Here is a 6,747-nt window from a genome sequence, read left to right on the forward strand (position 1 = left end):
TCTGTCCCCCCAACCCCTATCTGTGGGGGGACAGATGATGAGGTTTGCATGAACACCCCCCTTCCCGCCGCAGCTTTCGATGCCACCCCCGCGCAAGGCGGCACGGGCGATTTCGGCGCCCTGCCCGATTGGGATCTTAGCGATCTTTACCCCGCCCCCGATGCCCCCGAGCTTACCCGCGATATGGACTGGCTGGAAAAAGCCTGCGCCGATTTCGCCCGCGATTATGAGGGCAAACTGGCCGGGCTGGATGCGGCGGGCATGGCGGATTGCATCGCGCGCTATGAGGCGATCGAGACCACGGCGGGGCGGATCATGTCTTATGCCGGGCTGCGCTATTACCAAAACACCGGCGATGTGGCGCGCACCAAATTCATGGCCGATGCGCAAGACAAGATCACCAATTTCACCACGCCATTGGTGTTTTTCAGCCTTGAATTCAACCGCATCGACGACGCGCATTATGAAGCGGTCTTTGCCGATGAAAAGGTCGCGCGCTTCAAGCCGGTGTTTGACCGGATGCGGGCGATGAAGCCCTATCAGCTTTCCGATGAGTTGGAAAAGTTTTTGCATGACCAATCGGTTGTGGGGGCTGCGGCGTGGAACCGGCTGTTTGACGAAACCTCTGCCGCGCTCACCTTCACCATCGACGGCGAAGAGCTGAGCCTAGAGGCCGCCACCACGCTGATGACCGACCATGACCGCGCCAAACGCGAGACCGCCGCACGCGAACTGGCGCGGGTCTTTGGCGAAAACGTCAAGCTTTTTGCCCGCGTGCACAACACGCTTGCCAAGGAAAAGGAAATCGAGGATCGCTGGCGCAAGATGCCCACGCCCCAAACCGGGCGCCATCTGTCGAACCATGTCGAACCCGAGGTGGTGGAGGCGTTGCGCAATGCCGTGGTCGCCGCCTATCCGCGGCTCAGCCACCGCTATTACGCGCTCAAGGCGAAATGGCTCGGCCTTGAAAAGCTGCAAATCTGGGATCGCAACGCGCCGCTGCCCACCGAGACGCCGCGCAAGATCATGTGGGACGAAGCCGAGCAGATGGTGATGCGCGCTTATGGCGCCTTTGACCCGCGCATGGCCGAAATCGCCAAGCCCTTCTTTGAGAAAGGCTGGATCGATGCGGGCGTAAAACCGGGCAAGGCGCCGGGGGCTTTTGCGCATCCGACCGTCACCACGGTGCACCCCTATGTGATGCTCAACTACCTGGGCAAACCGCGCGACGTAATGACCTTGGCGCATGAATTGGGCCATGGCGTGCACCAAGTGCTGGCGGCGAAACAGGGCCCGATGCTGTCGGATACCCCGCTGACCTTGGCGGAAACCGCCAGCGTTTTTGGCGAAATGCTGACCTTCCGCGCGCTTTTGGACAATGCCAAAACCAAGGCCGAGCGCAAACAGCTTCTGGCGGGCAAGGTCGAGGACATGATCAATACGGTCGTGCGCCAGATCGCTTTTTATGACTTTGAGTGCAAGCTGCACGCCGCGCGCGCGCAGGGCGAGCTGACGCCCGAAGACATCAACGCGCTGTGGATGTCAGTGCAGGGCGAAAGCCTTGGCCCGGCGTTCGAATTCATGGAAGGCTATGAGACCTTCTGGACCTATATCCCGCATTTCGTCCATTCGCCCTTCTACGTTTATGCCTATGCATTCGGCGATGGGCTGGTGAACGCGCTTTACGCGACCTATGCCGATGGCCTGCCCGATTTTCAGGCCAAATACTTCGAAATGCTCGAAGCGGGCGGCTCGAAACATCACAAGGACCTGCTCGCGCCCTTCGGGCTGGATGCCTCTGACCCGGCGTTTTGGAACAAGGGGCTCGATATGATCGCGGGCTTCATCGATGAGCTTGAGGCGATGGAAGACTAAGCCGATCGCCGCCAGATACGACAAAGCCCCGCCAAACGGCGGGGCTTTGCAATTTCGGGGCCGGGTTTAAAACGGGCGCGCGCCTCGCTTAGGCGGCCTCGACTTGGCTCAGCCAAGCCATCACGTTTTCCGGGCTCGACACGCCATAGGGGTCGTCGGGGCAGTTATCCATCAGGCCCGGCTCTTCGAACCACGCCTCGATCACGCCATCATTGACGATGCAGGCATAGCGCCACGAGCGCAGCCCGAAGCCAAGGTTGTCCTTGCGCACCAGCATCCCCATACGGCGGGTGAATTCGCCCGAACCATCCGGAATGACCTTCACGTTTTCAAGGCCCTGCGCCTTGGCCCATTGGTTCATCACGAAGCTGTCGTTGACCGACAGGCAGTAGATTTCGTCGATTCCTTTGGCCGCGAATTCCGGAAAGCCTTTTTCAAAGCCCGGAAGCTGGTAGGTCGAGCAGGTCGGCGTGAACGCGCCCGGCAGCGAGAACAGCACCACGCGCTTACCCGCGAAATAATCCGCGGTGGTCATCTCTTGCCAGCGAAACGGGTTCGGGCCGCCCACGATTTCGTCGCGCACGCGGGTCTGGAACGTCACTTGCGGCAGTCGGGTGTTGGTTTTCATCGTCAATCCTCTAGGTCGGTGGCCGACGCGCCGGGGAGGCGGCGCGCCGGGTCGGCATCAGGCGGAGCCGCCGGGGGTCCCGGTGAAGCTCACCAGCACGTCTTCATCGCGCGGAATGAACTGGCAGGCCAAGCGGAAACGCGGCGGGATGTCGTTCACTTCTGCTTGTTCCAGCTCTTCGGGCGAAATCATCTGAAGCTCTTTCAAACGCGCCTTCTCTTTTTCGGTCAGCGCCATCCCCATCAGCGGCTTGTCGCCAAGCGCTGTTACTTCGATCAGGCACGAACCGCAATCACCATCACCGCATTCGAACGGGATCGGGATTTGATGCTCTTTGGCGAGCGACAGAATGGTTGCGGTGTTCCCTGCCACCGCATAGATCGTCTTGTCTTTCTTCATGATCGGGGAACTAAACGTAATATTGGACATCGCTCTCTCCTTTGTCGCGAGTGGGGGCACCCCCCCAAGGGGGCACAGCAAGGGCTATGCCAGCGCCTAGTCGCAGCGCGGGCGGGGTGAAGCGGGCAGATCGACCAAGGTCACGGGGGCGGGGAAATCGCCCCCCACCGGGTCAAGTCGCGCCCGCATGGAAGGCGTGGCGAAAATCTCGCCCTGCCCGGTGATCATCAGCACATTCTTCACCCCCATCTGCGCGGCGATGCGCGGCCAGTCCTGCGCGCCCGCCACACTCAGCGCGGTGGCGGCGGCATCGGCCAAAGCGCCGTTTTCGGCCAGCACCGAGACCGAGACGATATCGGTCACGGGCCGCCCGGTGCGCGGGTCCAGAATATGGGAAAAACGCACGCCACCGGCCTCAAGGTAGCGCTCATAATTGCCAGAGGTGTGCAGCGCTTCGCCGGGGGCAAGCTCCAGCGCGGCCACCACCCCCCAAGCAAACGGGTCGCGGATCGCCACCCGCCAAGGCCGCGCCCCATGGCGGCCCATCACCTGCACGCCGCCGCCTGCGTTCAGCACCGCATCGGTAATGCCTTCGGCGCGCAGATCCTCTTCGGCCAGATCCAGCGCCGCGCCCTTGGCATAGGCGCCAAGGTCCAATTGCACCGCGGGGTTGGAAGATCGCACCTCGGTGCCGGAAATCGTCACATCCAGCATCGTCGGATGCGGCGCAATCAACGCGTCGATCGTGGCATCTAAGGGCGGATCGCCCTCGGGCAGCGTATCGGCATGAAAGCCCCAAGCCGCGATCAGCGCGCCAATCGCCGGATCAAACAGCCCGTCCGAGGTGCAGGCCAGATCACGCCCCTGCGCCAAAACCTGCGCCAAGGCCGGATCGACACGGGCGCTTTCGCCCGCCGCCAATGCGGCATTGAGAGTTTCCAGCGCGCCGGGGCGCCATGCGTGCCAATCTGTGTGGATCTGTTGCAAATGTTGGTCGACGCGCGCGATCGCGGCGCGGGCCTGTGGTTCCTTCACGCCATGGATTTCGACTTCGACCATGGTGCCGAAAAGATAAAGCGATTGGCTGACATCTTCGGGGTCAGGGCGCAAAGCGTGCACGGTTCCGGCCAAGCCCAACACCGTCAGCGCGGCGACAGAAACCCGAAAAAGCGCCCCGCCTGCCTTCATGGGCTGCACGTCTGCGGGCTGGGCGGATAGACGGCCACGGCCTGTAATTCGGCAACGCGCCGCCCGCGCCGCTCGATCAACGCGACGGGCACAAAGCCAAGCGCCAAGGCCACCAGCCCAACAAGCCCAGAGACCAGATCCCCCGCCCCGGCCCCGGCGGCCAAAGACACGCCCACAACCAAAGTGACGGCAGGCAGCAGATAGGCCAGACCGGCCGCGGCCAAAAAGTCATTGCCGCCCATCGCCACCTCGACCTCGTCCCCGGGGTGAATGTCGAGCCCCTCGGGCCGGGCGATTTCAAGCAATTGCGGGCGCGCCAACTGGGCCAAAGCCCCGGTGCCGCAGCCCTTGCGCGAGGCGCAGGCTGCACAGCCCGCCGCACGGTCGGCCAAAACCGTCAGCCGGTCGGACCCCACCGCGACCACCCGGAGCCGCTCGCTCAGCGCGCGCGCTTCGGGATCGGCGGCCGTTTCGGGCGTGCAGCCCGTCATCTTACGCCTCGATCGGCGTGATGCAGCCGTCTTCCATGCAGGTCGAAACGCAATGCGGCAGGTCTTCGCCTTCGCATTCGTTGCACAGATCGGCGTTGATCGCATAGACGCCTTTTTTCGGACCGATCGCCTCGGTCGGGCATTGCGGTTCACAATCGCCGCAAGAGGTGCACAGGTTCGGGTCGATTTGCATGGCCATTGGAATTTCCTTTCCTGGTCAGGGTTTTGCGAGCCAAAGCTCGCGGTGGAAGGCTTTTAACTTTTAGCCCGGACGGACTTTCACGTTCCCGCCAAGAACGCGGCATTGGCAAGCGAGCCGATCGTCGCTCCCCGCCAGATTTTCCGACAACACCCGCATTTCCAGCGCGCTGGGTTCCGACAGGTTCTCGCCCCCTTCAACCACATGGGTCAGGCAGGTGCCGCATTCGCCCTCGCGGCAGCCATAGGTGATGCCAGAGCCGACCTTCTCGGACATCTCGATGATCCGGGTTCCGGGGGGCACGTTGACCGTGATCGAGACATCGGTGAACGTCAGTGTCGCCTTTTCCATGCTTTGTCCTTCGTTCTTTGTTCGGTTATCGGGCGGCAAGTTCTGCAAAGTCGATTTCGCGGGGCGCGGCGGTGCCGGTCAGCTGCTGCGCAAGGCGGCGGCCATAGCTGCGCCCCTCTTCCAACTCTTCGGGGGACGGGTGCAGTTTGACCCGCAGCCCCGGTTCGGGCAGGCGCATTTTCAGCCCTTGTAGGCGCGCCTCGACAAGGCGCACCGCCTCGCCCGACCAGCCATAAGAGCCGAAGGCCGCGCCCAGCTTGCCCTTGGTTTCAATGTCCACCAGCCGCGCCAGCATGTCCCACACGGTGCGCACCGCATCGCCGTTGATCGTAGGTGTGCCAATGGCGATGCCGTCGGCCTCTTCGATCAGATCAAGGAAGGGGCCGATATCCGAGCCTTCCAGATCGAACAAAGACACCCGCACACCGGGTTCTTCTTCGGCGCCATCATGGATCGCTTGGGCCAGTTGCGCGGTCGAGCCATAGGCCGAGACGTAAAAGATCAAGAGCACTTTCTCGGCGCTGTCGGCCTTGCGGCGCGGCGTGGCCAAAAGCCGGGTGCGCGCCAGCCAATCGCGCGGCGCATTGTTCAAAATGGGGCCATGGGCGGGGGCAAGCGTGGTGAAATCAAGCGGTTCGATCTTATCGAGCGCCGAAGTCACGAAACTGCGGAAGGGCCGCATGATCCGGTCAAAGTAATTGTCAAAGGCAAGCCGGAAATCATCCACCTGATCTTCGAACAGACGCCCGTCGCAGAAATGGCTGCCAAACAGATCACAGGTGAACAGCACCCGCGCATCGGCAAGCCAGGTGCATTGCGTATCAGGCCAATGCACGTAGGGGGTGTTGATGAACTCAAGCTTGCGGTCGCCCAGATCGGCGTTGTGGCCGGTGGTGACGGGGCGGACATTTGCCCCCTCGAACGCGTCCCCCAGAAGCGCGCGCAGCATCGGCAGACCGCGCGGCGACAGCAAGATTTCCGCCTGCGGCGCGCGGCGCACCAATTCGGGCACGGCGCCGGTATGGTCGGGCTCCAGATGGTTCAGGACGATGTAGCGGATTTCGTCATAGCGCGCGACCTCTTCCAGACGCTTGAAAAACGCATCCGTGAAATCGGCCTTGACCGTGTCGATCACGGCAACGCCCTCTGACCCGCGCACAAGATACGAATTGTAGGTGGTCCCGTTCGAGGTCTTTAAGATCACATCGAAACTGCGCAGGCCAGGGTCCAGCGCGCCGATCCAGTTCACGCCGGGGGCAACCTCGACCGGGCCATCGGGGCCGGTCGTGCGGGGGGCAGGCGGACGCAGGGCGAAAGGCGGGACGGACAAGGCACAGCTCCGGTTTGGGCGCAAAGGCGCGCATCACCAAAGATGAAGCAAGAACCGTGCCAAGCCGTGACGCCACCACGCAGAAAGCGCGCGCCCCCACCCGCTTAAGGCCGAACCGCAAAAGACGGGCTTTGCGGCACCCCAAAGCTCCCGAATGCGTGATGGCGCACCTCCGACAATTTGTAGGGAATGCGACAAGCCTTACAGATCAGCCGCAAACCGCCCGACACCCGGTCGCCTGCCCCGTCAGGCCCGCCCGCAAACCTGCGCCGCCCCGCCCCTGCAC

The 6,747-nt window shown here is 62.7% G+C and carries 8 protein-coding genes; 1 reads left to right on the top strand and 7 read right to left on the bottom strand.

Translation table 11 applies throughout. The features are described from left to right. Nucleotides 1-48 precede the first annotated feature (48 nt). The gene (locus CKO11_RS16955) at nt 49-1,875 is read left to right on the top strand and encodes a M3 family oligoendopeptidase (protein ID WP_223641450.1); all 1,827 of its coding nucleotides are present in this window, start codon (nt 49-51) and stop codon (nt 1,873-1,875) included. A gap of 88 nt (nt 1,876-1,963) precedes the next feature. Here the strand turns inward: CKO11_RS16955 and CKO11_RS16960 are convergent, their stop codons facing one another. The 7 genes from CKO11_RS16960 to CKO11_RS16990 form a co-directional block, all read right to left on the bottom strand. Further along, nucleotides 1,964-2,503, bottom strand: a complete 540-nt coding sequence (locus CKO11_RS16960) for a peroxiredoxin (RefSeq protein WP_223641452.1) — start codon at nt 2,501-2,503, stop codon at nt 1,964-1,966. Nucleotides 2,504-2,560: 57 nt separating this feature from the next. Then, nucleotides 2,561-2,932: a ferredoxin FdxD gene (fdxD, locus tag CKO11_RS16965; protein ID WP_223641454.1), complete on the bottom strand. Its 372-nt coding sequence runs from the start codon at nt 2,930-2,932 to the stop codon at nt 2,561-2,563. A 66-nt stretch (nt 2,933-2,998) separates the two neighbouring features. Beyond that, nucleotides 2,999-4,090 (bottom strand): FAD:protein FMN transferase, encoded by a 1,092-nt coding sequence (locus tag CKO11_RS16970; RefSeq protein WP_223641457.1) that lies wholly within the window; start codon nt 4,088-4,090, stop codon nt 2,999-3,001. Next, nucleotides 4,087-4,581, bottom strand: coding sequence for a SoxR reducing system RseC family protein (locus tag CKO11_RS16975; protein ID WP_223641459.1), 495 nt, complete (start codon nt 4,579-4,581; stop codon nt 4,087-4,089). Before CKO11_RS16975 ends, CKO11_RS16970 begins: the two co-directional genes overlap by 4 nt. Before the next feature lies 1 nt (nt 4,582). Next, nucleotides 4,583-4,780 (bottom strand): 4Fe-4S binding protein, encoded by a 198-nt coding sequence (locus CKO11_RS16980; protein ID WP_223641461.1) that lies wholly within the window; start codon nt 4,778-4,780, stop codon nt 4,583-4,585. Between the two features lie 63 nt (nt 4,781-4,843). Next, on the bottom strand, nt 4,844-5,131 hold the full coding sequence (fdxC, locus tag CKO11_RS16985) for a ferredoxin FdxC (RefSeq protein ID WP_223641463.1): 288 nt from the start codon (nt 5,129-5,131) through the stop codon (nt 4,844-4,846). Between the two features lie 25 nt (nt 5,132-5,156). After that, a complete protein-coding gene (locus tag CKO11_RS16990) occupies nt 5,157-6,461 on the bottom strand; it encodes an FprA family A-type flavoprotein (protein WP_223641465.1) in 1,305 nt (434 codons plus the stop codon). Nucleotides 6,462-6,747 lie beyond the last annotated feature (286 nt).

The organism is Rhodobacter sp. TJ_12, from assembly GCF_020023995.1.
GTDB lineage: Bacteria > Pseudomonadota > Alphaproteobacteria > Rhodobacterales > Rhodobacteraceae > Rhodobacter.